We start from the raw sequence: 25,544 nt of genomic DNA on the forward strand, positions 1-25,544 counted from the left end.
GCGGCCTAAAAAGCGCTACTTGGCTAAAAGTGTTTTGCCCCAAAAGAGTGCATTGAAAGGTAGACGCTCCAGACGTTTGACTTTAGTTTTGCCGCCTCCGGCAGGAGGTAAGGCAGCCCATCCAATACCAACCTCTTGCTCTAAGCGTTGTAGCGCTCCGGTGCTGCAAGAAGTTGTTATTGCGTTGGAGCACTCCTTGAATACCTCCCCTTTTGCCCTGGCGACTGCCATCGGGCTGCTTTCCTTGCATACGGCCGCACAAGCAGGCGGTTTTATCGAAGACAGCAAGGCTACGCTGTCCATGCGTAACTTCTACATCAACTCCGACTACCGAAGCGGCGGCAAGGCAACGGACCCTTCCAAAGTCGAGGAGTGGGGACAGGCGTTCATACTCAACTATCAGTCCGGGTTCACCCAGGGGCCGGTAGGTTTTGGAGTAGACGCGATAGGTATGTTGGGTCTGAAACTGGACTCCGGCAGTCATATCGGCAAAGGCAGTCGCCAGCCAGGAACCATGTTTCCCCGCGAAAGCGATGGCGCTTCCACGGATGATTTCAGTAGCCTGGGATTGACCGCCAAGGTTCGTATGTCTAGGACTGAGCTGCGCTATGGCACGCTGATGCCCAAGCTCCCTGTGGTCAACTACAACGATGGGCGCCTGTTGCCACAAACCTACGAGGGTGGGCAGATCACCTCGAAAGAGTTCGATAACCTCACGCTGATTGCAGGCCAGATCGAGCACGTCAAAGACCGCAACTCCAGCAATTATGAGTCGGTTTCCATTGCCGGATCCAAAGCGGACAGCAACCAGTTTCGCTATGCAGGGGCTGATTACCAGCTCACCAGAAACCTGACGCTCCAGTATTACTATGGCAGCCTGGATGACTTCTACAAACAGCACTTCCTGGGCGCGCTACATAGCCAGCCGCTAGGCTCTGGTGTGCTCAAAACGGATCTACGGTATTTCGACAGCCGTAGCGACGGCGCCAATGGGCATGAGCCTGCGTACTATGCCAACGGGTATTACGATGGCGGAAGTGCTGTGAAGGGCAAAATCGACAACCGCCTGTACAGTGCCATGTTCAGCTATAGCGTAGCGGGGCATACGTTGGGTGCAGGGTATCAGGGCTCGGAAGGTAACAGTGACTTCCCCTACCTTGAGCAAGGTAATGGCAAGACCCTGTACACCATCACCAATGCCCAGATTGGCAAGTTTATCCATGCGGGTGAGGATACCTGGCATGTCCGTTACGCGTACGACTTTGGAAACGTAGGTGTACAAGGGCTCAATGCCGGTGTTGCTTACTGGCATGGTGATAATGCCCGTTATCAAACAGGTGACAGAAGCGAATGGGAGCGTGATCTTACCGTGTCGTATACGGTGCCCAGAGGAGTCTTGAAGGGTGTGGGTCTTACGGTGAGAAATGCCATGTACCGGCCGGGCTTTCCCGGGCAGCGTGATCAGGATGAAACGCGCGTTATTATCAACTACTCCATTCCACTGCTCTGATGAGGTTGAGAGGCTTGTCGTTACACGGCAAGCCTTATCAAGCCTGGACCTGGCAGAAAAGAATTTCTCTGAATATTCAAGCCTAACGGTGAAAAAGTGTTTTGCCTGAAATGATGGCACTTTGTTATGGACGAAACACTTTTTTACATTTAGTTTTGCGCCGCCGACAAGGGACGCGTCAGTGAACGACCTTATCTTCCAGGGAGTGGAGACACAAGGCGTTATAAAGCCAACCTCGATCTACCCGCTCTCTTGCCGGCCTAGCCGTGCGGCCGTACGTGTGCCTTAACAGCCGCTTTTGTTGTTGTTAGTTGTGGAGCATCTTTTGAACGTAAAACCTCTCGCCGCAGCCATTGCTGCCGGCTGCCTTGGCCTGACCCTGAACAGCGCTGCCCATGCCGCGGGCTTCCTGGAGGACAGCAAGGCTACCCTTACGTTACGTAACTTCTATTTCAATCAGGATAACCGTGACTCGGCTGCGCCCAAGTCTGCCTCCAAGGCAGAGGAGTGGGGGCAGGCGTTCATGCTCAACTATCAATCCGGTTTCACCGAGGGTACGGTCGGCTTTGGCGTTGATGCCGTGGGGATGCTGGGTCTCAAGCTTGACTCGGGCAAGGGGACGCACGGGACTGATGCCAACAGTGTGTTCCCGGATAACGGGCACGGCACTGGCGTTGATAACTTTTCAACGCTGGGCCTGACCGCCAAGGTTCGTATCTCCAAGACCGAGCTGCGTTACGGCACACTTATGCCAACGCTGCCGGTGGTGACCTACAATGACAGCCGCATGCTGCCACAGACCTTTGAAGGCGGCATGATCACCTCCAGGGAAATCGAAGGCCTGACCTTGAATGCCGGTCGCCTGGAGCATTCCAAGGCGCGTAACTCTTCAAACATGGACAGCCTGCGCATTCTCGGCGGCACCGAGCGCAGCAACGCGTTCTACTTTGCGGGGGGTGACTACAAGCTGACCAAGGACCTGACGGTCAGCTACTACTACGCCAACCTTGAAGATTACTACAAGCAGCATTTCCTGGGTCTGGTGCATGACTGGCAGATCGGTCCGGGTGTGCTTAAGAGTGACCTGCGTTATTTCCACAGTACCGACGATGGTGCCAATGGACATAATCCGGACTACTACTCCAATGGCTACTACGGCAGCGGCGTAACCAAGGGCAAGGTCGATAACGATTTGTACAGCGGTCAGTTCCTGTACAGCGTGGCCGGCCATACCTTTGGCGGTGGCTATCAGGTCATCAACGGGGACAGTAACTTTCCCTTCCTGAACCAGGGAGATGGTGCTACGCCATACCTGATCACCTTCTCGCAGAATCAGAACTTTACGCGTGCCGGTGAGCGGACCTGGCTGGTGCGCTACGCGTATGACTTTTCCCAAGTGGGCGTGCCGGGGTTGACGGCAGGTGTGGTCTATCTGAAGGGAGACCATATCGAGGCGGCTGGCAGCAATCCGAGCGAGTGGGAGCGGGACTTTACCCTGGGCTATACCGTGCCTACCGGAACATTGAAAGGGCTGGGCATTCAGTGGCGTAACGCGGTATGGCGTAACGATGTCGCCAACACCCGCGATCAGGATGAAAACCGTCTGATGCTGAGCTATTCGATTCCGCTGCTCTAAGACGTGAATAAGACCATCCTTTACGATGGTACGTAGACTGGAAATGCCGCCTCCCTTTTGGGAAGGCGGCATTTTCTTTTTGCAGAAGGCTCTACGGGTTTAGCGAGAGAGCTGTTCCAGCACGGCCTTGGCCGCAGGCTCCGAAGAGGCGGGGTTTTGGCCTGTTATCAGATTACCTTCAGTCACCACGTAAGGCGCCCAGTCAGCCCCTTTGCTGTACAGGCCGCCGTTGGCCTTGAGCATATCTTCCACGAGGAAGGGTACGACGTCGGTGAGTTGAACCGCTTCCTCTTCGGTATTGGTGAAACCGGTTACCTGCTTGCCCTTGACCAGAGGCTCACCGTCAGCAGTCTTGACCTTGGCCAGCACGCCGGGTGCATGGCAAACCAGGGCGGTGGGTTTGCCTGCTGCATAAAAGGCTTCCAGCAGCGCAATGGAGTCCTGATCTTCAGACAGATCCCAGAGCGGCCCATGGCCTCCGGGATAGAAAACAGCGTCGTAATCATCCGCCTTGACGCTCGCGAGCGGCACGGTATTGGCGAGAGCCGCCTGTGCGTCGGGATCATTACGGAAGCGTTCTGTCGCCTCGGTGCGCGCCTCTGGCTCATCACTCTTGGGGTCCAGAGGCGGCTGGCCCCCTTTGGGTGACGCCAGGGTCAGCGTAGCGCCTGAGTCCTTGAAGACATAATAAGGTGCCGCAAACTCTTCCAGCCAAAAGCCGGTCTTTTTACCGGTATTGCCTAGTTGGTCATGGGACGTCAGTACGAGAAGGATATTCATATGATGGGTCCACCGATCCAGTTGCCGATAAGCTCCTTATGGAGCGCGGTAGGGGTATGGACAGCACATCCGAGAGGACAATTCAGCGTTATCACATGCGTGGTGGCAGTTGTACATGAAGCGCCTGACATGTTCACAAAAAACCGAAGCCTGGCGGGAGGCTCCGGTTTTATTCCACAGTACGCGTGGTGCTTAGTTTCGCGCTCTGGGGGCAGGCTGCTGCTGGGTAATGCAGTGGATATTGCCACCCCCCAGCAAGATCTCGCGGCCTGGGACCTGTACGATCTCGCGCTCGGGGAAGCAGCGCTGAAGAACGTCCAGCGCTTCGGCATCTTCCGGGACATCGAACGTTGGTGCGATGATGGCGCCGTTGACGATCAGGAAGTTGACGTACGACGCCGCCAGACGCTCGCCTGACTTGCGTGGCTGACTGCCCACTGAAGCATCTACGGTTTCGTATTCTTCATCCGACGCATACAGCGGGCCGGGCGTTGGAATCTTGTGGACGGTGAACTTGCGGCCTTTGGCATCCGTGTTGGTTTCCAATACCTCAAGCGCCGCGCGACACCGCGCATAGTTCGGGTCGTTTTCGTCGTCGCACCAGCTCAACAGCACTTCGGCAGGACGCACGTAGCAGCAGAAGTTATCCACATGACCGTCGGTTTCGTCGTTATACAAACCGTCTGGCAGCCAGATAACCTTATCCACAACCAGATAATCACTCAGGATCGCCTCGATCTCACGCTGGGACAGATGCGGATTGCGGTTGCGGTTGAGCAGGCACTCGCCGGTAGTAATGAGCGTGCCTTCGCCATCGACGTGGATAGAGCCGCCTTCCAGTACGAAATCCTCAGTGCGGTAGCGGGGGCAGCTTTCCATCATCAGGATTTTACTGGCGACCTGATCGTCCCGCTTCCAAGGGAAATACAGCCCGCCAACCAGCCCGCCCCAGGCGTTGAAGGTCCAGTCCACACCGCGCACTTCCCCCTGATCGTTGATGACGAAAGTCGGGCCGGTATCACGCGCCCAGGCATCATCGTTGCTGATCTCGACGACACGAATGGCCGGGTGGTTGAGTCGTGCACAGGCATTGTCGAACTGAGCAGCAGAAACACCAACGGTGACCGGCTCGAAGCGTGCAATGGCTCGTGCGACTTCGGTAAAGGCCAGTTGGGCTGGCTTGGCACCCAGGCGCCAGTTATCGGTACGCTCGGGCCAGATCATCCAGACCTGCTTTTGGGGCTCCCACTCCGCGGGCATACGGAAGCCTTCAGCACGGGGTGTCGAGGCGAGCAGACTCATGATTGCAATTCTCCATCGAAGGGGTAGGTCGTACAGGTTCAGGCAACGGTCGCGAATGAGCAGGACATCCCGTTAACGGTAGCAGATTCGAGCGCCATGACTGGCTGGCCGTTATGCCGACAGGCAAAGGCGTGCTTTATAACGGATAAATATCCGACTTAAAAATGAATTTAAGCAATACCATTACAGCATGCGATAACTGGACGGATAACTATCGGTTTATTGGGCAACTGTTAGATCGTTTGGCAGGTACGTGTTTCGCTTGGGCAAATAGGGCGGAAGGTAAAGACTAAGGTAGGCATCGAAAACCCGATGGCTTTCTGCTGCCCAGCGAGGCGTAACAACACCGTGCTGTTGTACGGATCTTGCGTAGACGCGATCACCCAGTTCCATGGCAAGGGCGAAGACGTCGATATCGTCCGGCAGGGGCGGCAGATGAAAATGGGCTGCGAACAGGGCCTGAAGCTGCTCGCCTAGTCGGGTGTCATGCTGTCGGTCGGCCTGGACTACTTCGGTCAGGCCATGATTGGCCAGGATCAATTGCCTGGCCGCGGCATCCTGTTCATATACTTCCAGCATGCGTGCCTCGACGATCCGCGATAGATCGCGCCAGTCGTTAAGGCTGTCATGGTCGACGGAAGTCTGAAGACAGGCGCGAAACGCTGCATGAGCCTCTTGAGTAAGGGCCTCGAGCAATGTGGCAACGCTGGGGAAGAAGTGATAGACCGAGGAAGGCGGAAGGCCCGCCCTTTCGGCAATGCCGTAGATACTTAGGCGTGCAGGCCCTTGATCTATCAGCATGTGCCGAGCCGCTGCCAGGATCTGCTCGATACGCTGGCGGCTGCTGCTGCGCGCCTTGCGTGGGCTGGAGGTTCGGGCCATTACTGTACCGGTGTCCTGGTCGTAAAGGTGATGAGGTTCTGACGATGCCTGTACGGACACGCCGCGTTATCGCGCCTCGCCAGAACCTGATACGGCCCATTCAGGGGTAGCCTGCCCGTTCAGTACTACGATCTGATCTTGAAGATCAACGGGCTTGCTTGAATGTCTGCCAGAGACCTTCGAATGTCTGACGAGTCTCGGCAGGTGGCGGAACCAGAGCGAACAGACGGCGGCGCAACGCCCCGTTGGGGTAAAGTGCATTTTCCTTCTGAAGTTCAGGCGAAAGCAACTTCATCGAGTCAGGGTTGGCATTTGGATAAGACGTCTCTTCGGTAATGCGGGCCAGGGAACGAGCACTCATCACATAGTTGATGAAGCGATGCGCCAGTTCCGCATTGCGCGACTTGCTGGGGATAGCCAGCGTATCCACAAAGACATACGTACCTTCTTGCGGTACGACATAGCTGACCGGCTGGCCTGTCTTACGCGTATTGATTACATCGCCTACGCTGTACACCATTGCTACGCATAGTTGGCCATTCTTGAATGCATCAACCGTGGCGTCGTTATCGATGGAGCGAACATAGGGGCGAATGCTCATCAGGTCCTTGGCAATTTTCTCCATCTGCGCGGGAGAGCTGCGCTCGGGAATGTTGCCCTGATAGTTCATCATGATTGATGAGACATAGATGGGATCGTCGAGCAGATTGACGCCGCACTTGGAAAGGCGCTTGATCTGCTCGGGATCGAACAGCACGCTCCAGCTCTCCGGCAGCGGACCGCCAAAGGCTTCCTGCGCCTTGGGAACGTTGATTGCCAGACCTACTGCGCCCCATAGATAGGGGACGGCATAATGGTTGCCCGGATCCACGGAGTTCAGAATGCCCGAAACATAGGGATCGAGCTTGCTGGTATTGGGCAGCTGTTGGGTGTTGAGTTTTTGCAGCTTGTTTTCCCGGATGAGTCGTTTGAGCTCGTCATGGGAAGGCGCATACACATCGATCGGCGTGTCGCCATCCAAGAGGGCATTTGCCTCCTCAGAAGTGCTGAAGGTGTGGTAGTCGACACGGATGCCGGTGTCCTTCTGGAAATCACTGATGACCTGAGGGTCAATGTAATCCTCCCAGTTATAGACGTGCACAACCTCTTCGGCCTGGGCGAGCAGGGGCAGAATGGCCAGCGCCATGAGCAGCTTTCGCATGGAAACTCCTTGTGTTCCATCATGGGACCTTCCGTGGAACTAAGGCCAGGACGGTACGAAAAGCTGCAAAGTGTGACGGCGTTCTCGTAAACAGACAACGGCCGCCCGGCGAGGACGAACGGACGTTGTCTATAACCGACGTGCTAGACGGTGTGCAGGTACCAGTTGTATTCGAGATCCGAGATGGAGTGCTCGAATTCTTCCAGTTCATGCTCCTTACAAGCCACGAAGATATCGATGTACTTCGAATCGATGTATCGCGCCATGATTTCGCTGTCGTCCAGTTGCCGCAAGGCATCACGCAGGTTGTTCGGCAGACTTTGCTCGTGCTGCTCGTAGGAGTTGCCTTCGGTCACCGGCGGAGGCTCGACGTGATTGGTTAGACCGTGATGGATTCCTGCCAGTACGCCTGCCAGCAGCAGGTAGGGGTTGGCATCAGCGCCCGCCACACGGTGCTCGATGCGTACGGCATCGGGTGTGCCGGTGGGAATACGCAGCGCCGTGGTGCGGTTATCCAGCCCCCAGCTCGGTGCATTGGGTACGTAGAACTGCGAGCCGAAGCGACGATAGGAATTCACGTTGGGGCATAGAAAGGCCATCGAGGCGGGCAGGGTCTCGAGCACACCGCCGACGGCGTGACGTAACGCGGCGTTCTGCTCGGGATCCTCGCTCGTGAAAATATTGTTGCCATTCTTGTCCAGCAGCGAAATGTGCACATGCAGACCGTTACCTGCCTGCCCCGGATAGGGCTTGGCCATGAAGGTAGTGTCCATTTCATGGTCGTAGGCGATGTTCTTGATCAGCCGCTTGAGCAGCACTGCGTAATCACATGCCTTGATCGGGTCGGCCACGTGATTGAGGTTGACCTCGAACTGCGCGGGAGCCGACTCGGCCACGACGGCATCGGCAGGAATATTCTGCGCACGGGCACCATCGATGATGTCCTGCAGGCAATCGGCGTACTCGTCGAGATCATCGATGGAGTACACCTGAACGGACTGCGGGCGCTTGCCGGAAATAGGCGAGCGGGGCGGCTGGGGCCGGCCGTTGATGTTTTCCTGATCGATCAGATAGAACTCAAGCTCGAAGGCCGCGACGACCGTCAGTTCCATCTCGGTAAAGCGTTCAACGACCTGACGCAGCACTTCGCGAGGATCGGCGAAGAATGGCGCGCCTTCCATTTCGTGCATGGTCATCAGGAGTTGTGCGGTAGGGCGTTTCTGCCAGGGCTCCATGGAGAGCGTGCCGGCGATGGGGTAGCAGACGCGGTCGGCGTCACCGATATCAAGGCCGAGGCCTGTACTTTCTACGGTGGAGCCGGTGATATCGAGAGCGAAGAGTGAGGCGGGTAGATTGATTCCTCTTTCGAAGACTTTGGGCAGACTGTTTCGGTCGATGCGTTTACCACGCACCACGCCGTTCATGTCCGAGATCAGAAGGTCGACGAACTGCACTTCAGGATGTGCCTGGAGGAAGTCGGTCGCTTCATTCAAGTGAACGGCACGCGGGGGTACCGACATGATGCAACACCTATAGTTGTTAAAAATATCAATCAGCGGGGACTTCACCTAGGAGTCAATCCGAAAGGGGACCTAAAGTCAACTTTGCTCGTTATTGGTGCTCGAAGGCCTCATCAAGGCCTTTCATTGGGGCACAGGGCTTCGCTTGAGACCCCGTAACACGCCGGCTGAAAGAGAATGTGCGAACCGCATGAGCGGTCTTGAAAGAACGGTTGTGGAAAAAAATGAACAAGACTACTCTCCAATTCATCCAACCATGGCAAACGTAACGGGTGTCCCATGTCGTGCCTGCCGTTGATCGGCGTGACCGCCTGCACCAAGCAGATCGGTTTGCATACCTTCCACATCGCCGGCGACAAGTATCTGCGTGCCGTCGTGACCGGAGCGGGTGGTCTGCCACTTGTTATTCCCGCGCTGGCTGACCTGCTTGACCAGCCCACCTTGCTTGCACGTCTCGATGGATTGATGTTTACCGGCTCGCCTTCCAACGTGGAGCCGCATTACTACCAGGGGCCTCCCAGTGCGCCGGGCACCGCCCATGATCCTGATCGCGACCGTACTACTCTGCCGCTGATTCGGGCGGCCGTGGATGCAGGTGTTCCTGTGCTCGGTATCTGCCGCGGATTTCAGGAGATGAACGTGGCAATGGGCGGCAGCCTGTATCAGAAGGTGCACGAGGTCGGCCCGTTTGCCGACCACCGCGAGCGACCGGATGATCCGCTTGACGTGCAGTACGCGCCCAGTCATGCCGTTCATGTTCAGCCGGGCGGTGTATTCGAGCGCTTGGGGTTGCCCGAGCAGTTCCAGGTCAATTCTCTGCATGGGCAGGGCGTCGAGCGTCTCGCGCCTGGTCTTCGGGCCGAGGCTCTGGCGCCGGATGGCCTGGTGGAAGCGTTTTCTGTAGAGGGCGCCTCTGTCTTTGCCGTTGGGGTGCAGTGGCATCCTGAATGGCAGGTACGCTCCAATTCGAATTATCTGGCGATTTTCAACGCCTTTGGCGATGCCTGCCGACAGCGGGCCGGGCAGCGCTGACGGCGGTCCTTGACCGCCGTATCATCCTGCCTGGACGGTAAGTCCATATGCCTTCCGGGCAGGTTTTTCAAAACCTTGAGGTCTTTATGGCTAACCAGCTTGACCAGCTCACCCAGTGGTTGAAAGAACACAAGATCACCGAAGTCGAATGCCTGATTTCCGATTTGACCGGCATCGCCCGCGGCAAGATCTCGCCCACCTCGAAATTCATCAATGAAAAAGGCATGCGCCTGCCGGAGAGCGTTCTGTTGCAGAGCGTGACGGGAGACTATGTCGAGGATGATATCTATTATGAGCTTCTCGATCCGGCCGATATTGACATGCTTTGCCGGCCTGACGAGAACGCTGTCTTCCTCGTGCCCTGGGCCATCGAGCCCACGGCGCAAGTCATCCACGACACCTACGACAAGCAGGGTCGCCCGATCGAACTGTCTCCGCGCAACATCCTGAAGAAGGTGCTCAAGCTGTATGCCGACAAAGGCTGGAAGCCGATCGTCGCGCCCGAGATGGAGTTCTATCTTACCAAGCGTAGCGATGACCCGGATTATCCCCTGCAGCCCCCGGTAGGCCGCTCCGGTCGCCAGGAGACGGGCCGCCAGTCATTCTCGATCGATGCCGCCAACGAGTTCGATCCGCTCTTTGAAGACATGTACGACTGGTGCGAGCTTCAGAAGCTGGATCTGGATACGCTGATTCATGAGGAAGGCACGGCCCAGATGGAAATCAATTTCCGTCATGGCGATGCCCTGCATCTGGCGGACCAGATCATTGTGTTCAAGCGAACCATGCGCGAGGCGGCCCTGAAGCACAACGTCACGGCTACCTTCATGGCCAAGCCCATGACCGGTGAGCCCGGCAGCGCGATGCACCTGCACCAGAGCGTCGTGGACCTGAAGACAGGCAAGACGGTGTTTTCGGAGGACGATGGCACGATGAGCGAGCTGTTCCGTCATCACATCGGGGGGTTGCAGAAATACATCCCCGAAGCCTTGCCCCTGTTTGCCCCCAATGTGAACTCGTTTCGTCGTTTCCTGCCGGACACCTCTGCTCCGGTAAACGTGGAGTGGGGCGAAGAGAACCGCACTGTAGGCCTTCGGGTGCCGGATTCCGACCCGCAGAATCGTCGCGTGGAGAACCGTCTGGCAGGTGCAGATGCCAACCCATACCTTGCGCTGGCTGCCAGTCTTCTGTGTGGGTATCTGGGCATGATCGAAGGCATCGAACCCAGCGCTCCGGTCAAGGGGCGCGGCTACGAACGGCGCAACCTGCGCCTGCCGCTGACACTGGAAGCAGCTCTGGAGCGCATGGAGCAGTCTGTGACCATTGAGCAATACCTGGGCACACGCTTCACTCGGGGCTATGTGGCCGTCAAGCGCGCCGAGCATGAAAACTTCAAACGGGTCATCAGTTCCTGGGAGCGCGAGTTCCTGTTGATGAGCGTATGACCTGATCGCGCCAGCACAGCTGGCGCATTCCAACCCAGGAGGTGTTATGAACGACAGGACCGTCAGCGAGCGTACCGCGCACTGGCAGGCACTCAGCCGGAACCATCACCTGCCGCCCTTTACGGATTACAAGCAGCTCAATGCAAAGGGCTCGCGCATCATCACGCGTGCCGAGGGCATCTATCTTTGGGACAGCGATGACAATCGCATCCTCGATGGGATGGCCGGGCTGTGGTGTGTGAATGTGGGCTATGGCCGTGAAGAGCTGGTTCAGGCCGCTACCCGGCAGATGCGCGAACTGCCTTACTACAACCTGTTCTTCCAGACTGCGCACCCGCCAGCCATCGAGTTGGCCAAGGCGATTGCAGATATCGCACCCGACGGCATGAGCCACGTGTTCTTTACCGGTTCGGGCTCGGAGTCCAACGACACTGTCTTGCGCATGGTGCGTCATTATTGGGCGACCAAGGGGCAGCCACAGAAGAAAATTATCATCGGCCGCTGGAATGGTTATCACGGGTCAACCGTAGCCGGTGTGAGCCTGGGCGGCATGAAGGCCTTGCACGAGCAGGGCGATCTGCCCATTCCGGGAATCGAGCACATCGATCAGCCCTATTGGTATGGCGAGGGCGGCGATATGAGTCCGGATGAGTTCGGGATTCAAGTGGCCGATCAGCTGGAGCAAAAGATTCTGGAGCTCGGCGAGGATAAGGTGGCGGCCTTTATTGCCGAGCCGATCCAGGGAGCCGGTGGCGTGATTGTGCCGCCCGAGACCTACTGGCCGCGGATTCGCGAAATACTGGCGAAATACGACATTCTGTTCATCTCCGATGAAGTTATCTGTGGGTTCGGGCGTACCGGAGAATGGTTCGGCAGTCAGCACTACGGCATGACGCCAGACCTCATGCCCATCGCCAAGGGGCTGACCTCCGGTTATATCCCCATGGGAGGTGTGATCGTGCGGGACGAGATCGTCGAGGTGCTCAACCAGGGCGGCGAGTTCTACCACGGTTTCACCTACTCGGGGCATCCGGTTGCGGCCGCTGTGGCGTTGGAGAATATCCGTATCCTGCGCGACGAGGGCATTATCGAGCGAGTCAAAAGCGAAACGGCACCTTACTTGCAGAAGTGCTGGCAGACGCTGGCCGATCATCCGCTGGTAGGCGAGGCGAGAGGTGTGGGCCTGGTGGCCGCGCTGGAGCTGGTACAGGACAAGCGGACAAGGGCGCGCTTCACGGGACGTGAGGCAGGCATGATCTGTCGGGAGCATTGCTTCCGCAATGGCCTGATTATGCGGGCCGTGGGCGATACCATGATCATTTCGCCACCGCTGGTCATCACGCCCTCGCAGATCGATGAGCTGATGGTGCTGGTGCGCAAGTGCCTGGACCTGACGGCTGCCGACCTGCATCGGTAGTGAAGACGAGTCGCGAGCAGAACGAGCGTCCAGGGGTGTTTGTCTGACATAACAGCACCCTTGGATGATGGCAAAAATCAAAAGGAATGGTGGCGCACTCTTGAGCCGCGCGCCGGACCTTGCCAGACTGCGCCGGTGCGTTGGCCAGACGCACCAGGGGAGGATCGAAAAGCCTCCTCCGGAATACTTATACGACCCTGTTTAGGAGCATTTCCGCATGAAAGCTTTTGGCAAGACACTGCTCGCACTCAGTCTGGCTGGCGCCTTCGCCGGTCACGCGATGGCAGACGACAAGGTTCTGCACGTTTACAACTGGAATGACTACATCGCTGAAGACACCATTGCCAAGTTTGAAAAGGAAACGGGCATCAAGGTGGTCTATGACGTATATGACAGCAACGAGGTACTCGAAGCCAAGTTGCTGGCGGGCAAGTCGGGCTATGATGTGGTTGTCCCCTCCAACTCTTTCCTGGCCAAGCAGATCAAGGCCGGTGTCTACCAGACGCTGGACAGGAACAAGCTGCCCAACTGGAAAAACCTGGATCCGCAGTTGATGAAGACCCTGGAAGTCAGCGATCCGGGTAACCTGTACGCCATTCCTTACCTGTGGGGTACCATCGGTATTGGTTATAACCCTGACAAGGTAAAGGCTGCACTGGGCGACAATGCCCCGGTGGACTCCTGGGATCTGATCTTCAAGCCGGAAAATATTTCCAAGCTCAAGAGCTGTGGTGTCGCGCTGCTGGACTCGCCAACCGAGATCATTCCTGCCGGTCTGCATTATCTGGGCTACAAACCTGACAGCCAGGACACCCAGGAACTGAAGGCGGCGCAGGACCTGTTCATGCAGATTCGTCCGTCGATCACCTACTTCCACTCATCCAAGTACATCTCTGATTTGGCCAACGGCAACGTCTGCGTGGCGGTCGGCTATTCCGGCGACATTGCCCAGGCCAAGGCCCGTGCCGCTGATGCCAAGAATGGCGTGACGGTGAAGTACAACATTCCCAAGGAAGGTGCCGGTACGTTCTTCGATACCATGGCCATTCCAAAGGACGCTACCAATACCGAGGGCGCCTACAAGTTCATCGACTTCATCATGAAGCCGGAGATCATTGCCGAGATCAGCGACTACGTGCAGTACCCGAACGGCAACAAGGAAGCGACACCGCTGGTCAGCGACGAGATTCGCAACGACCCGGGCATCTACCCGACTCAGGAGACGATGGGCAAGCTGTACGCCTTCCCGGACCTGCCGGCCAAGGTGCAGCGTGCAATGACCCGTGCCTGGACAACGATCAAGTCCGGCAAATAAGTGATGCAGGCCCCTCCGGCAGCTGTTGGAGGGGCTTTCTGGAAGGATAGGGCATGTATACAACGCAGCGATTATCCGACCCACGCTCGAATCTGATTGCAGCTTCGGTGAGTTGTACCGATACGAAAAATCAGTTTATCCGTGACATTTCTACGCTCATCCTGTATCAACGCGGCCCGTTATCAGGCAGGCCGTACGGTAAGCAGGTGAGGGCACTGTTGCCATTGGCGGTAGCTGCCAGGAGTTCGCACGTTTGCAACCGTACATTGTGCGGGCGATACCAGCTTTTGCCGGATGCGCTCCAGGCTTAGGTAATAATCCCTTGGCGGGGCCGTCGCGTTAAACCTGTATTCATTCATAGATTCTTCACAAGGAAATCGGCCGCACAGTCAGGTATGGACTGGCCACTAACCAAGAGGACGACCGAGTGTTTCTTTCCCTTCGTAAGACGCTGCTTGCCACTGCCGCTGCGCTGGCCTTTACACCACTGGCCCATGCCGAGAAAGTCGTGCACATCTATAACTGGAGCGATTACATCGGTGAGACCACGCTGGAAGATTTCCAGAAGGAAACCGGAATCAAGCCGGTCTATGACGTGTTCGACTCCAATGAAACCCTCGAGGGCAAGCTTCTGGCCGGGCGGACCGGCTATGACGTGGTAGTGCCGTCCAACCATTTCCTGGGCAAGCAGATCAAGGCTGGCGCGTTCATGAAGCTGGACCGCAGCCAGCTGCCCAACTGGCAGAACCTGGACCCTGCTTTGCTCAAGCAGCTTCAGACCAACGATCCGGGTAACGAGCACAGCGTGCCTTACCTATGGGGAACCAACGGTATCGGTTACAATGTCGACAAGGTCAAGGAGGTGCTTGGCACCGACAAGATCGACTCCTGGGCAGTGCTGTTCGAGCCGGAAAACATCAAGAAGCTGACCAAGTGCGGTGTTTCCTTCATGGACTCGCCGGATGAAGTCATCCCGGCCATGCTGAACTACCTGGGGCTCAACCCTAACAGCACAAATCCTGACGATTACAAGAAAGCCGAGGCGAAGCTCCTGCAGGTTCGCCCGTACGTGACTTATTTCCACTCCTCGAAATACATCTCCGATCTGGCCAACGGCAATATCTGTGTGGCCTTTGGCTATTCGGGTGATGTTTTCCAGGCAGCGTCACGTGCCGAGGAGGCGGGAAAGGGCGTCAAGATCGCTTATGCCATTCCCAAGGAGGGAGCGAACCTGTGGTTTGATCTATTGGCCATCCCCAAGGATGCGTCCAATGCGAAAGAGGCACATGCGTTCATCAACTACCTGCTGCGGCCTGAGGTGATTGCCAAGGTAAGCGACTCCGTTGGTTACGCTAACCCCAACCCCAAGTCAGGCGAGCTGATGGACCAGAAGGTACGCCAGGATGAAACGGTCTATCCACCCCAAGAGGTGATGGACAAGCTGTATGTGATGGCGGAACTGCCTCCGCAGATATTGCGGGTCAGTACACGCAGTTGGACCCGGATCAAATCCGGTAAATAGCGTTCCATATTCGATAGCCTGACCGTTGAGTCAGGCTGAATGCCTGGCTGACAGCAAGGCGAAAAGAGGCACGGTCGGCGCTAGGGCAAGAAGGGCGGAGGGGTTTTCCGCACCGACTCTAGAACCTCATGCCGTAGCTGTCAGGCAGGATTTCAAGACCCCTGGGGAGTAAATAATGGCGATAGCCTCCGGTGCCTTTAAAAAAGCCGTGACCGGTGTTCAGCAGACCAAAGAAGTGCTGGTGAAGATCGATCGGGTAACCAAGAAATTCGATGAAACGGTGGCAGTTGATGATGTTTCACTGACCATCAACAAAGGCGAGATCTTTGCGCTGCTTGGTGGCTCCGGTTCTGGTAAATCCACGCTGCTGCGCATGCTGGCGGGGTTTGAGCAACCCACCGAGGGAAGGATCTTCCTGGACGGGCAGGACATCACCAATATTCCGCCGTATGACCGGCCGATCAACATGATGTTCCAGTCCTATGCCTTGTTCCCGCACATGACGGTCGAGCAGAACATTGCGTTCGGCTTGAAGCAGGACAGGCTGCCCAGAGAAGAGATCAACCAGCGCGTGGCCGAAATGCTCAAGCTGGTGCACATGACACAGTATGCCAAGCGTAAACCGCATCAGCTCTCTGGTGGGCAGCGTCAGCGGGTGGCCCTGGCGCGCTCACTGGCCAAGCGGCCCAAGCTTCTGTTGCTCGACGAGCCGATGGGGGCGCTCGACAAGAAACTGCGTTCGCAGATGCAGCTGGAGCTGGTGGAGATCATCGAGCGCGTGGGCGTGACCTGTGTAATGGTGACGCACGACCAGGAAGAAGCCATGACCATGGCTCAGCGCATCGCAATCATGCACCTGGGCTGGATCGCTCAGGTGGGCAGCCCGATGGACATCTATGAAACGCCAGCCAGCCGTCTGGTCTGTGAGTTCATCGGCAACGTGAACCTGTTCGACGGTGAACTGATCGAGGACGATGCGGATCACGCCATCATTGCCTCGCCGCAGCTCGAGCGGCACATCTACGTGGGCCACGGGATTAGCACCCGCGCTGAAGACAAGCGCGTGACCTATGCGATTCGCCCGGAAAAGCTCTTGATGGCCAGCCGCCTACCGGAAGACCATGAACACCCCAACTACAACTGGCTAAGCGGGACCGTGCATGACATCGCCTATCTGGGCGGGCATTCGGTGTATTACATCAAGCTGGAGTCCGGGCAACTGGTCCAGTGCTTCATCGCCAACGCGGTGCGCCTGGGCAAACGCCCGACGTGGGACGATCCGGTAGTGGTGTACTGGGAAGATGACAGCGGCGTGGTACTGCAATCATGAGTCTGAAGAAACTGTTCGACGGCCGCCGCCTGGTTATTGGCGTCCCGTTCGTGTGGCTGTTCCTGTTCTTCCTGCTGCCGTTCGCCATTGTGCTGAAGATCAGTTTCGCCATTGCGGACGTCGCGATTCCACCCTATACCGAACTGCTGACCTATGCCGACCAGCAGCTGGATATTGCCCTGAATTTCGGGAATTACCTGATGTTCACGGACGATCCGCTATACCTGGACGCGTACCTTGGTTCGCTCAAGATCGCTGGCATCAGTACGCTGATCTGTCTTCTGATCGGATATCCGATGGCTTATGCCATCGCTCGGGCGCGCAAGGATGTGCAGACGGTATTGCTTCTCCTGATCATGATGCCGACCTGGACGGCCATTCTGATCCGGGTCTATGCCTGGATGGGGCTTCTGTCCACCAACGGCCTGATCAACGAATTCCTGATGTTCATTGGTGTGATTCACGAGCCGCTGCGCCTGCTCAATACCAATTTCGCGGTGTATCTGGGGATTGTGTACTCCTATCTGCCGTTCATGATCCTGCCGTTGTTCGCCAATCTGGTGAAGCATGATCTGACACTGCTGGAGGCGGCATCCGACCTGGGCGCGAGTCGCTTTACCAGCTTCTGGCGTATCACGGTGCCGTTGTCCAAGAACGGCATTATCGCGGGCTGCATGCTGGTCTTCATTCCCGCAGTAGGCGAGTTCGTGATTCCGGAACTGTTGGGCGGGCCGGAAACGCTCATGATTGGCCGTGTGTTGTGGCAGGAATTCTTCAATAACCGCGACTGGCCGGTGGCTTCGGCTTTGGCGGTGGTCATGCTGATCATCCTCATCGTGCCTATTGTCCTGTTCAACAGAAATCAGGCGAAGGAACTGGAGGGCAAGCTATGAGAAGCCTGAAGTTCACAAACCTGATGTTGGTGTTGGGCCTGTTGTTCATCTACCTGCCGATGGTCATCCTGGTGATCTATTCGTTCAACGCCTCGCGTCTGGTGACTGTCTGGGGCGGCTGGTCGGTGCACTGGTATGCAGGGCTTCTGGACAATAACCAGCTCATGGGCGCCGTAGGGCGCTCCCTGGAAATCGCGTTCTACACGGCGATTTCCTCGGTCATCCTGGGAACGCTGGCGGCGTTCGTGCTGACGCGTATTCCTCGCTTTCGCGGGCGTACGGTGTTTGGCGGTCTGGTCACGGCACCGCTGGTCATGCCTGAAGTGATTACCGGTCTGTCGCTGCTGCTCCTGTTCGTTTCCATGGCACAGTTCATCGGCTGGCCACAGGATCGGGGTGTCGTCACGATCTGGATCGCCCATACCAGCTTTTGCGCGTCTTACGTAGCGGTAGTCGTGTCGGCGCGTCTGCGCGAGTTGGACCTGTCTATCGAGGAAGCCGCTATGGACCTGGGCGCGCGTCCCTGGAAGGTGTTCATGCTGATCACCATCCCGATGATTGCGCCTTCTCTGGCAGCGGGTGGAATGATGTCCTTTGCGCTATCGCTGGATGATCTGGTGCTTGCAAGCTTCGTGTCCGGCCCTGGCTCAACCACCTTGCCAATGGAGGTGTTCTCCGCTGTGCGCCTGGGTGTGAAGCCGGAGATCAATGCCATTGCCAGCCTGATTCTGCTGGCGGTCTCGCTGTTTACCTTCCTCGCGTGGTATTTCACGCGTCGGGCTGAGAAGAAGCGGCTGCAGGGGTTGAAGGAGGCCATGGAGTCGACGGTGACGGAAACTGCCAATGAGCGGGACGTTGAGCGTTTCACCGCGCCGCCTACCAATAGCTGATACAAGAAAGCCACCGAAAGGTGGCTTTTTTTATGCCTGGGTGGATCAGCCTGTTGCCAGAATGAATCGGTGTATGGCCTCGGCCAGACCGTTCCTGTCGGTTTCGGCGGTGATCTGCATGGCGTGAGCCTTGACGTCTTCCTCGGCTTGTCCCATGGCAATGGAGAGCCCGGCTTTCTTGAACATTGAAATATCGTTTTCACCGTCTCCAATGGCGACGGTACGCGTGAGTGGAATGCTCAGATGCTCCGCCAGTGCCACTAGCGCATGGCCTTTACTGGCCTGGGCGGCTGTAATATCCAGATAATAGGGTTGGGAACGTACGGTATGGGCATACTGCCCCAGCTTCTGATCCAGCTCGGGTTGCAGGCTGGCGAGGCGATCATGGTTCTTACTGACAGCTACCAGCTTGTCGACCCGGTCAAGGTAGTCGTCAAAGCGGTCGACGATCAGCGGATCATAGCCCAGGGCTCTTTTCTCATGGCCGATGTAGGGGTTGTCTGGATTGGCAATGATCCATTCATTATCGGCGAAGAGCCAGATATCCAGGTCTTCGTCCTCAAGCTGCTCAAACACGCTGTCCACGGCATTCCGGGGTATACGGTGTGCCTGCAGGAGCGTGCCATCCGGCTTGAGCAGGGTGCCGCCGTTGAAGGCGCCGACGGGGAGGGTAAGATCAAGCGCTTCGATCAGCCAATGCATGGCCCGTGGCGGGCGACTGCTGACCAGCGTAAAGTTGATTCCAGCCTCACGCAGGCGCTGTACGGCCTCGATCGTGGCTTGGTTTAATTGCTTGTCGGTACGCAAAAGGGTGCCATCGACATCCGACAGCATGAGTTGATACGGGTGGTTCGTCATTATCGTTCCTGTCGAGCCATAGTAGAAAAGAGCGACAGGCTGCCTGGAGGTGCGCCTCGATGCGCTACCTCCAAGCCTGCTCGGAAAGCGTTACTGCGGGATTTCTACGTGCCCACCAAAGCCGAAGCGCATGGCCGACAGGAGCTTGTCGCCATAGGTCGCCTTCTGGCGTGAGCGGAAACGGGCATACAGTGCGGACGTCAGTACCGGGGCAGGTACGGCTTCCTCAATAGCGGCCTCAATGGTCCAGCGACCTTCACCACTGTCGGACACGAATCCGCTGAATTTCTCCAGTTCCACGTCCTGAGCCAGTGCCTGAGCGGTCAGGTCCAGAAGCCAGGAGGAAACGACACTGCCACGGCGCCATACCTCGGCGATGTCTGCCAAATCCAATTGCAGGCGTTCTTCTTCCGGTACATTTTCGGAGCCGCGCATCTTGAGAATGTCAAAGCCTTCGGCGTACGCCTGCATCATGCCGTATTCGATACCGTTGTGAATCATCTTCACAAAGTGACCGGAACCAGCCGGGCCTGCATGGATATAGCCACGTTCGGCACGCTCGTCCGGGGCGTTGCGGCCACGGGTGCGCTCGATGTCGCCGTAGCCAGGGGCCAGGGTGTCGAAGATGGGGTCCAGGCGGTCCACGGTTTCCTTGTCGCCGCCAATCATCATGCAGTAGCCGCGCTCAAGGCCCCAGACGCCTCCAGAGGTGCCTACGTCCAGGTAGTGGATACCTTTCTCGGCCAGCGCCTTGGCGCGGCGCAGGTCATCCTTGTAGTAAGTATTGCCACCATCAATGATGGTGTCGCCCGGCTCCAGCATCTGGCCCAGGGTGTTGATGGTCTGTTCGGTCGGGTCACCCGCCGGAAGCATGACCCACAGCGCGCGTGGCTTAGCCATCTGCTGGATCATGTCCTCAAGACCGGTTGTTGCTTTGGCGCCTTCTTTGGCCAGCGTCTCGATGGAGTCGGCGCTGCGGTCGTATGCGAAGACCTCGTGCCCGTTTTTCATCAGCCTGCGGGCAATGTTTCCGCCCATCCGGCCCAGTCCGATAATGCCAAGTTGCATGTTGTTGCCTCCACGAGCTTTTACGTCAGGCGATAGCCGCCTCGACTAATTGTACGATACGTTGCAGCCCTGCTTCGCTATTGCCGTGCTGAATGTGAATACGTAAATGTCGACGACCTCGCTCGGCGAGCACGGAAAGGTCCCCTTGTGCCTGAGCGGCTTCGACGATGCCGAAGCTTACCTTGCGTCCGGGAATGGCCAGATCCTGCTGGGGTTCGGCGGTAATCTGCAGGAAAACCCCGCTATTTGGCCCTCCTTTGTAGGCTTGGCCTGTGGAGTGTAGAAAACGGGGGCCGAAGCCGCCAACGGTGGCGACACGGTAACGATCCCGTAACAGGGTCCGCAGCCGCGTCATCAGGATTTCGTGGGCGTCGTTACGCTCGATATAGGCAAGCACGGCAGCGTAATCGCCCGGATTGAGGCGAGCAAAATGCTCCCGAAGTACCTGCTTGGCCGAGTCGCCGCTCAGGGGGGAGTCGCTGTAGAACGCCAGCTCGCCATCGGTAAAGAAGGGATTTCCGCTGGAAAGCTGTCCGGTTTTTTCGTACTCATCGGTTAGCGCACGCGTTTTGACCTTGCTGGCCTCGACGTCAGGCTGATCGAAAGGATTGATGCCTATCACGGCGCCCGCAATGGCTGTAGCCACTTCCCAGCGGAAAAATTCCTGACCGATAAGGTCAGGCCGCATCAGGCTTATGCGGATTACGGGCTGGCCGGCTTTTTCCAATGCCTCGACTTGGGCATCCAGTTCGCTGCCGTCATTATCTGCACGCAGATAGACGAATAAACGATCATTGCTGTAATGGGAGGGGTCAGCCGGGGGCTCCAGGTCGATCGGAATGATGCCTTTGCCTTGTTTGCCTGTGGACTCCGCCAGCAGTTGTTCAAGCCAGGCACCGATACTGGCGATCTGGGGCGAGGCGAACAGGGTCAGCTTGTCCCGCCCGGCCTTGACGGCTTCACCCATGACCACACCCAGATAAACGCCCGGATTGATTGCAGGCGGTGCACTGGGATCGCATGCCAGCACCATGGGGCGCGTAATCTCGAACAGGCTGTCTACATCGTGTCCAAGCAGGCTCAGCGGTACGAGCCCAAAGGCCGAGAGCACCGAGTAACGCCCGCCGATGGTCGGGTCTCCATAGAAGAGGGTGCGATAGCCCTGCGCCTTGGCGCTGACCTCGAGCTTGGAGCCGGGATCGGTAATGGCGATGAAATGATGGCTGGCCTGATCCTCACCGAGCGCTTTGCAGGCAGCGTCGAAAAAGTAAGCGTTGAGAATTTCAGGTTCCAGGGTCGAGCCGGACTTGCTCGATACCAGAAAGACCGTGCAGGCATAATCAATGGACTGCTCCACGGCGGCAATTTGAGCCGGATCGGTAGAGTCCAACACCAGCAGGCGCAGGCCTTCAGGTGTGTTGCCCAAGGTTTTCGCCAGCACTTCCGGCCCAAGGCTGGAGCCACCCATGCCCAGTAGAACGGCGGTGGTATAGCCTTCGGCTTTGAGCGATTGTTCCAGTATGACCAGAGCGGAGGTGTTGATATGCGGCTCAGTAGCAGCTTTCAACCAGCCGCCCCATTTCGCTTCGTCCTGACCGGTCCAGAGGGAAGCATCCATGTGCCATAGCCGACGTGACCAGCCTTCGCGGCGGGCCTGCTCAAGCTGCTGCTCGACGGCTTGGGACAGGTCTTCTGGCAGGCTGAACTTAGCCTGGTTGAGTTTACCGGCCAGCAGTTTGACGCGCTTGGCACCCACAGCACCGAGCAGATCGTCAGCTGCATCGGAGAAAAGTTTGGCGCCTGCCTTTACCAAGTCTGTCGTTATGCCCGGCAGATCCAGCCCGAACCGCTCGGTGGCTTCGAGTGTGGCGCGGGCTTCATCCAACCCTGTAGTGAGGGTTTCCTTCACCGTGCCATGATCACGAAAGGCATCCATGGTCTTGGGCGGCATGGTATTAACGGTGTCCGGTCCGATCAGCTCATCGACGTACAGTGTATCGGGATGGTCGGGATTCTTGGTGCCGGTAGAGGCCCATAGCAGTCGCTGAGGTTGAGCGCCCTTGGCGGCCAGGGCTTGCCAACGTTCGCTGGCTATCATGGCCTGATAATCAGCATAGGCCAGTTTGGCGTTGGCAATGGCAACCCGACCCTTGAGGGACTTGAGCGTTGCGTCGTCATTCCCGGCTTTCAGCTGTTCATCGATCTTTTTCTCGATTTCCGAATCGATCCGGCTGATGAAAAAGCTGGCAACACTGGCTATGCGGCTGATGTCTTCTCCAGCCTGAATACGCGTCTCCAGCCCAGCCATGTAGGCCTCGGCAACAGCGCGATAGGATTCCCGGGAAAACAGCAGTGTCACGTTGACGCTGATCCCTTCGGCAATCAGTTGCTGGATGGCTGCTGCGCCCGCTTCGGTACCAGGCACCTTGACCATCAGGTTCGGTCGATCGACAGCTTTCCAGAGTCGACGTGCCTCTATCAGGGTGGGCTCGGTATCCATGGCCAGATAAGGCGATACCTCCAGGCTGACGTAGCCGTCCTTGCCGTTTAAACGGTCATAGACAGGCCGCAGGATGTCGGCGGCCTGTTGAATGTCTTCGACCGCCAGATATTCATATACATCGACCGGTGAGGCATCGGCACGGTTGAGGAAGCGCTCTAGCGATTCATCGTAATCCGTACCGTGTCCCATGGCCTTTTCGAAGATGGATGGGTTGGAGGTAACGCCGGTCAGGCCATCCCGCTCAATGAGCGTCTGCAGCTCACCCTTGCGCAAAAATTCCCGACTGACGAAATCCAGCCAGACGGCCTGACCGGCCATACCCAACTCTCGCAAGAGGCTGCTCATCATGACCTCCCGGCGTTCGCCTGTTCAGTGGCCAGTTTGACAACGTTTTCAACCGTAAAGCCGTATTTCGCCTGCAGCTTGCCGATTGGTGCAGAGGCACCAAAGCTGTTCATGACGACCATGGCGCCCTTGCGGCCTACGTAACGCTCCCACCCCATCGGGCCAGCCTGCTCGACGGCAACCCGACCGGTTACGTCATCAGGCAGCACGCTTTCTTTATAGGCTTCATCCTGCTGCTCGAACAGCTCCCAACACGGCATGGAGACGACACGTGCCGCTATACCGTTTGCTTTGAGCTGCTCATAAGCCTCGACACACAGACCGACTTCACTGCCGGTACCCATGATGATGACATCTGGCTTGCCGTTTTCGGCATCCGCCAAGACATACGCACCACGGGCCGTACCTTCCGCCGAGGCGTAGCGAGTGCGGTCAAGCGTCGGCATGGGTTGGCGGGAGAGGACGATGCAGGAGGGACGGTTGGTCTGCTCGAGCGCAACCTTCCAAGCCTGGACGGCTTCGTTGGCATCACCGGGACGCAGGGTCAGAAGACCAGGAGTTGCCCGGAGCTGAGCCAGCTGCTCGATGGGCTGGTGAGTAGGCCCATCTTCGCCAACACCGATGGAGTCGTGAGTAAAGACGAACACCACGGGCAGCTCCATGATCGAGGCCAGGCGAATCGGCGGCTTCATGTAGTCGCTGAACACCAGGAACGTCGCCGTAAAGGAGCGCAGGTAGCAGAGGGCAAGGCCGTTGGCGATAGCGCCCATCGCGTGTTCACGTACGCCATAGTGGAGGTTGCGACCGGCGGGTGTCTGCGCTGAGAAGCTTCCAGCGCCGTCAAAGGTCAGCTTGGTCTTGGTAGAGGGCGCCAGGTCCGCCGAACCGCCGATCAGCCACGGGATCTTGCTGGCGAAGGCGTTGAGTGCCTTGCCACCGGATTCACGGGTTGCCACGCCCTTGGCGTTGGCTTCGAACTCTGGAAGTGCATCCATCCAGCCTTCAGGCATCTGACCGGCGCGCATGCGGTTGAGCTCGTCTACAAGGGTAGGCTCCTGCTGCTCAAGCGTTTTCAGCGCTGCCTGCCATTGCTCGTATTGGCTTTGCCCGCGCTCAACCATCTGGTCGCGCAGCCAGGTTCGTGCATCGTCCGGCACCAGGAAGTCAGCGTCTTCAGACCAGTCATAGGATTTCTTGGCGAGGCGGATTTCATCAGCGCCCAGTGGTTCGCCATGGGCGGCGGCGGTGTTGTGCTTGTTGGGTGCACCATAACCAATGATGCTGTCGACGATGATCAGGGTTGGCGCATCGTCATGGGCCTGGAAAAACTCGATGGCCTGGCCAAAGGTCAGGGCGTCGTTGGCGTCCTTGACATGGACCACGTTCCAACCATAACCCTTGAAACGTGCGCCAACGTCTTCGCTGAATGTCAGGTCCGTGTGGCCCTCGATGCTGATGGTGTTGTTGTCGTAAATCCAGCACAGGTTGGACAGCTTCAGGTGCCCGGCTACCGAAGCCGCTTCACCACTGACACCTTCCATCATGTCGCCATCGCCACATAGCACGTAGACGTTGTAATCGAAGAGGGTAGCGCCGTCACGGTTGAAGCGCTGTCCGAGCCAGCGTTGGGCCATCGCCATGCCAACGCTGTTAGCACACCCCTGGCCCAGCGGGCCGGTAGTGGTTTCCACGCCGGTAGTCATGCGGTATTCAGGGTGGCCGGGCGTCTTCGAATCCATCTGGCGGAACTGCTTGATGTCATCCAGGCTGACGGCCGGGTTGCCGGAGGGCTGGCCATGCTCGTCGATCTCGGTCACACCGGCCAGATGCAGCAGCGAATACAACAGCATTGACGCATGACCTACAGACAGCACAAAGCGGTCGCGGTTGGGCCAGTCCGGATGCTCAGGGTGGTAGCGCAGGTACTTGCTCCACAAGGTATACGCCACAGGTGCCAGGGCCATGGGCGTGCCTGGGTGGCCTGAGTTGGCCTTCTGCACGGCGTCCATGGAAAGGGTGCGTATAGTGTTCACGCACAGCTGGTCACGCTCGATGTTGGGGTCGTTGGAAAAAGTGGTGTTGGCAGAGCACATTG

The 25,544-nt window shown here is 57.5% G+C and carries 19 protein-coding genes; 10 read left to right on the top strand and 9 right to left on the bottom strand.

Annotated features, from left to right (window positions below; all coding sequences use genetic code 11):
- The first annotated feature begins 196 nt into the window (after nucleotides 1-196).
- Both B3729_RS10685 and B3729_RS10690 read left to right on the top strand, forming a co-directional pair.
- Nucleotides 197-1,510, top strand: a complete 1,314-nt coding sequence (locus B3729_RS10685; protein WP_286787858.1) for an OprD family porin — start codon at nucleotides 197-199, stop codon at nucleotides 1,508-1,510.
- Between the two features lie 325 nt (nucleotides 1,511-1,835).
- Nucleotides 1,836-3,146: an OprD family porin gene (locus tag B3729_RS10690; protein ID WP_409438662.1), complete on the top strand. Its 1,311-nt coding sequence runs from the start codon at nucleotides 1,836-1,838 to the stop codon at nucleotides 3,144-3,146.
- Between the two features lie 99 nt (nucleotides 3,147-3,245).
- Here the strand turns inward: B3729_RS10690 and B3729_RS10695 are convergent, their stop codons facing one another.
- From B3729_RS10695 to B3729_RS10715, 5 genes are all read right to left on the bottom strand, one after another.
- Nucleotides 3,246-3,926 (bottom strand): type 1 glutamine amidotransferase domain-containing protein, encoded by a 681-nt coding sequence (locus B3729_RS10695; RefSeq protein ID WP_286787859.1) that lies wholly within the window; start codon nucleotides 3,924-3,926, stop codon nucleotides 3,246-3,248.
- A gap of 192 nt (nucleotides 3,927-4,118) precedes the next feature.
- On the bottom strand, nucleotides 4,119-5,228 hold the full coding sequence (gene aguA, locus B3729_RS10700; RefSeq protein ID WP_286787860.1) for an agmatine deiminase: 1,110 nt from the start codon (nucleotides 5,226-5,228) through the stop codon (nucleotides 4,119-4,121).
- Between the two features lie 219 nt (nucleotides 5,229-5,447).
- On the bottom strand, nucleotides 5,448-6,110 hold the full coding sequence (locus B3729_RS10705; protein WP_286787861.1) for a TetR/AcrR family transcriptional regulator: 663 nt from the start codon (nucleotides 6,108-6,110) through the stop codon (nucleotides 5,448-5,450).
- A gap of 145 nt (nucleotides 6,111-6,255) precedes the next feature.
- Complete coding sequence (locus B3729_RS10710; protein WP_219651103.1) at nucleotides 6,256-7,311, bottom strand: extracellular solute-binding protein; 1,056 nt, start codon at nucleotides 7,309-7,311, stop codon at nucleotides 6,256-6,258.
- A 143-nt stretch (nucleotides 7,312-7,454) separates the two neighbouring features.
- On the bottom strand, nucleotides 7,455-8,831 hold the full coding sequence (locus B3729_RS10715; RefSeq protein WP_074822246.1) for a glutamine synthetase family protein: 1,377 nt from the start codon (nucleotides 8,829-8,831) through the stop codon (nucleotides 7,455-7,457).
- Between the two features lie 279 nt (nucleotides 8,832-9,110).
- Between B3729_RS10715 and B3729_RS10720 the strand changes: the two genes are divergently transcribed.
- The 8 genes from B3729_RS10720 to B3729_RS10755 all read left to right on the top strand — a co-directional run bounded on the left by B3729_RS10720 (nucleotide 9,111) and on the right by B3729_RS10755 (nucleotide 18,675).
- Nucleotides 9,111-9,863, top strand: a complete 753-nt coding sequence (locus B3729_RS10720) for a gamma-glutamyl-gamma-aminobutyrate hydrolase family protein (protein WP_286787862.1) — start codon at nucleotides 9,111-9,113, stop codon at nucleotides 9,861-9,863.
- A gap of 86 nt (nucleotides 9,864-9,949) precedes the next feature.
- Nucleotides 9,950-11,308, top strand: a complete 1,359-nt coding sequence (locus B3729_RS10725; RefSeq protein WP_010795663.1) for a glutamine synthetase family protein — start codon at nucleotides 9,950-9,952, stop codon at nucleotides 11,306-11,308.
- A gap of 46 nt (nucleotides 11,309-11,354) precedes the next feature.
- Nucleotides 11,355-12,725: an aspartate aminotransferase family protein gene (locus B3729_RS10730; protein WP_286787863.1), complete on the top strand. Its 1,371-nt coding sequence runs from the start codon at nucleotides 11,355-11,357 to the stop codon at nucleotides 12,723-12,725.
- 217 nt (nucleotides 12,726-12,942) lie between these two features.
- A complete protein-coding gene (locus tag B3729_RS10735) occupies nucleotides 12,943-14,040 on the top strand; it encodes a polyamine ABC transporter substrate-binding protein (RefSeq protein WP_074822255.1) in 1,098 nt (365 codons plus the stop codon).
- 451 nt (nucleotides 14,041-14,491) lie between these two features.
- Entirely contained in the window at nucleotides 14,492-15,562 is a 1,071-nt protein-coding gene (locus B3729_RS10740) for a polyamine ABC transporter substrate-binding protein (protein ID WP_074822650.1), read from the top strand.
- Nucleotides 15,563-15,737: 175 nt separating this feature from the next.
- Nucleotides 15,738-16,892 (top strand): polyamine ABC transporter ATP-binding protein, encoded by a 1,155-nt coding sequence (gene potA / locus B3729_RS10745; protein WP_074822258.1) that lies wholly within the window; start codon nucleotides 15,738-15,740, stop codon nucleotides 16,890-16,892.
- The gene (locus B3729_RS10750; RefSeq protein WP_010795657.1) at nucleotides 16,889-17,785 is read left to right on the top strand and encodes an ABC transporter permease subunit; all 897 of its coding nucleotides are present in this window, start codon (nucleotides 16,889-16,891) and stop codon (nucleotides 17,783-17,785) included. The genes potA and B3729_RS10750 overlap by 4 nt, the downstream gene beginning before the upstream one ends.
- Entirely contained in the window at nucleotides 17,782-18,675 is an 894-nt protein-coding gene (locus B3729_RS10755; protein ID WP_010795656.1) for an ABC transporter permease subunit, read from the top strand. Before B3729_RS10750 ends, B3729_RS10755 begins: the two co-directional genes overlap by 4 nt.
- Before the next feature lie 45 nt (nucleotides 18,676-18,720).
- Here the strand turns inward: B3729_RS10755 and B3729_RS10760 are convergent, their stop codons facing one another.
- From B3729_RS10760 to tkt, 4 genes are all read right to left on the bottom strand, one after another.
- Complete coding sequence (locus tag B3729_RS10760) at nucleotides 18,721-19,533, bottom strand: HAD family hydrolase (protein ID WP_286787864.1); 813 nt, start codon at nucleotides 19,531-19,533, stop codon at nucleotides 18,721-18,723.
- Nucleotides 19,534-19,623: 90 nt separating this feature from the next.
- The gene (gene gnd / locus B3729_RS10765) at nucleotides 19,624-20,601 is read right to left on the bottom strand and encodes a phosphogluconate dehydrogenase (NAD(+)-dependent, decarboxylating) (protein ID WP_010795654.1); all 978 of its coding nucleotides are present in this window, start codon (nucleotides 20,599-20,601) and stop codon (nucleotides 19,624-19,626) included.
- 25 nt (nucleotides 20,602-20,626) lie between these two features.
- Nucleotides 20,627-23,449, bottom strand: coding sequence for a bifunctional transaldolase/phosoglucose isomerase (locus tag B3729_RS10770; protein ID WP_286787865.1), 2,823 nt, complete (start codon nucleotides 23,447-23,449; stop codon nucleotides 20,627-20,629).
- Entirely contained in the window at nucleotides 23,449-25,542 is a 2,094-nt protein-coding gene (tkt, locus tag B3729_RS10775; RefSeq protein ID WP_286787866.1) for a transketolase, read from the bottom strand. The genes B3729_RS10770 and tkt overlap by 1 nt, the downstream gene beginning before the upstream one ends.
- Nucleotides 25,543-25,544: the final 2 nt, after the last annotated feature.

Origin of the sequence: Pseudomonas sp. UBA3149, from assembly GCF_002364655.1 — a bacterium.
In the GTDB taxonomy this organism is placed as follows: Bacteria; Pseudomonadota; Gammaproteobacteria; order Pseudomonadales; family Pseudomonadaceae; genus Chryseomonas; species Chryseomonas luteola.

Excerpts from the sequence above, each read along its gene's own strand:
- potA (WP_074822258.1), top strand. The coding sequence starts at position 15,738 with ATGGCGATAGCCTCCGGTGCCTTTAAAAAAGCCGTGACCGGTGTTCAG.
- B3729_RS10735 (WP_074822255.1), top strand. The coding sequence starts at position 12,943 with ATGAAAGCTTTTGGCAAGACACTGCTCGCACTCAGTCTGGCTGGCGCC.
- B3729_RS10770 (WP_286787865.1), bottom strand. The coding sequence starts at position 23,449 with ATGAGCAGCCTCTTGCGAGAGTTGGGTATGGCCGGTCAGGCCGTCTGG.
- B3729_RS10725 (WP_010795663.1), top strand. The coding sequence starts at position 9,950 with ATGGCTAACCAGCTTGACCAGCTCACCCAGTGGTTGAAAGAACACAAG.
- B3729_RS10755 (WP_010795656.1), top strand. The coding sequence starts at position 17,782 with ATGAGAAGCCTGAAGTTCACAAACCTGATGTTGGTGTTGGGCCTGTTG.
- tkt (WP_286787866.1), bottom strand. The coding sequence starts at position 25,542 with ATGTGCTCTGCCAACACCACTTTTTCCAACGACCCCAACATCGAGCGT.
- B3729_RS10760 (WP_286787864.1), bottom strand. The coding sequence starts at position 19,533 with ATGACGAACCACCCGTATCAACTCATGCTGTCGGATGTCGATGGCACC.
- B3729_RS10720 (WP_286787862.1), top strand. The coding sequence starts at position 9,111 with ATGTCGTGCCTGCCGTTGATCGGCGTGACCGCCTGCACCAAGCAGATC.
- aguA (WP_286787860.1), bottom strand. The coding sequence starts at position 5,228 with ATGAGTCTGCTCGCCTCGACACCCCGTGCTGAAGGCTTCCGTATGCCC.
- gnd (WP_010795654.1), bottom strand. The coding sequence starts at position 20,601 with ATGCAACTTGGCATTATCGGACTGGGCCGGATGGGCGGAAACATTGCC.
- B3729_RS10730 (WP_286787863.1), top strand. The coding sequence starts at position 11,355 with ATGAACGACAGGACCGTCAGCGAGCGTACCGCGCACTGGCAGGCACTC.
- B3729_RS10695 (WP_286787859.1), bottom strand. The coding sequence starts at position 3,926 with ATGAATATCCTTCTCGTACTGACGTCCCATGACCAACTAGGCAATACC.
- B3729_RS10715 (WP_074822246.1), bottom strand. The coding sequence starts at position 8,831 with ATGTCGGTACCCCCGCGTGCCGTTCACTTGAATGAAGCGACCGACTTC.
- B3729_RS10710 (WP_219651103.1), bottom strand. The coding sequence starts at position 7,311 with ATGCGAAAGCTGCTCATGGCGCTGGCCATTCTGCCCCTGCTCGCCCAG.
- B3729_RS10750 (WP_010795657.1), top strand. The coding sequence starts at position 16,889 with ATGAGTCTGAAGAAACTGTTCGACGGCCGCCGCCTGGTTATTGGCGTC.
- B3729_RS10705 (WP_286787861.1), bottom strand. The coding sequence starts at position 6,110 with ATGGCCCGAACCTCCAGCCCACGCAAGGCGCGCAGCAGCAGCCGCCAG.